This is a genomic window from Variovorax sp. P2_H12, assembly GCF_056403395.1.
In genome coordinates this window covers 1-456 of the sequence record NZ_JBFUFO010000189.1, presented here as the reverse complement: position 1 = coordinate 456, position 456 = coordinate 1, and the positions used below count along the sequence as shown (strand labels likewise).

Genomic DNA, 456 nt, shown 5'->3' with positions numbered 1-456 from the left:
GGGTGACCCGGGCGACCCCGGCGCTACCGGCGCCACGGGTCCGCAGGGTCCGCAGGGTCCGCTGGGTCCGCAGGGTCTGCCGGGCGTTAACGGCAATAACGGCGCCAACGGCGCCGCAGGGCCGCAGGGCCCGCAAGGTCTGCAGGGACCGCAGGGACCGCAGGGACTGCAGGGCGATACCGCGCTTGACACCTACGTCGTGACCGGCCCCACAGGGACCGGCCTCCTGGCCACATCGACTGCCCCGTGTCTAGCTAACGACGTTGCTGTCGGCGGCGGATACAACACCAACTCCGCCACCGTCAATGTCACGGAGAATGCGCCGGTGTTCGTCGGTGCCGGCCCTGCCACTGGGTGGACGACCACCGCCACCCTCGCCCTCCCCGGTGACTCGCTCACCGCCTTCGCGATCTGCCACGACGTGTAATAGCTCCCATGTGAGGGGTGGTGCAGTAC

The 456-nt window shown here is 69.7% G+C and carries 1 pseudogene; it reads left to right on the top strand.

The features are described from left to right. Window positions 1-427, top strand: a pseudogene (locus AC1DYK_RS35760) (hypothetical protein); the annotation flags it as partial. Window positions 428-456 lie beyond the last annotated feature (29 nt).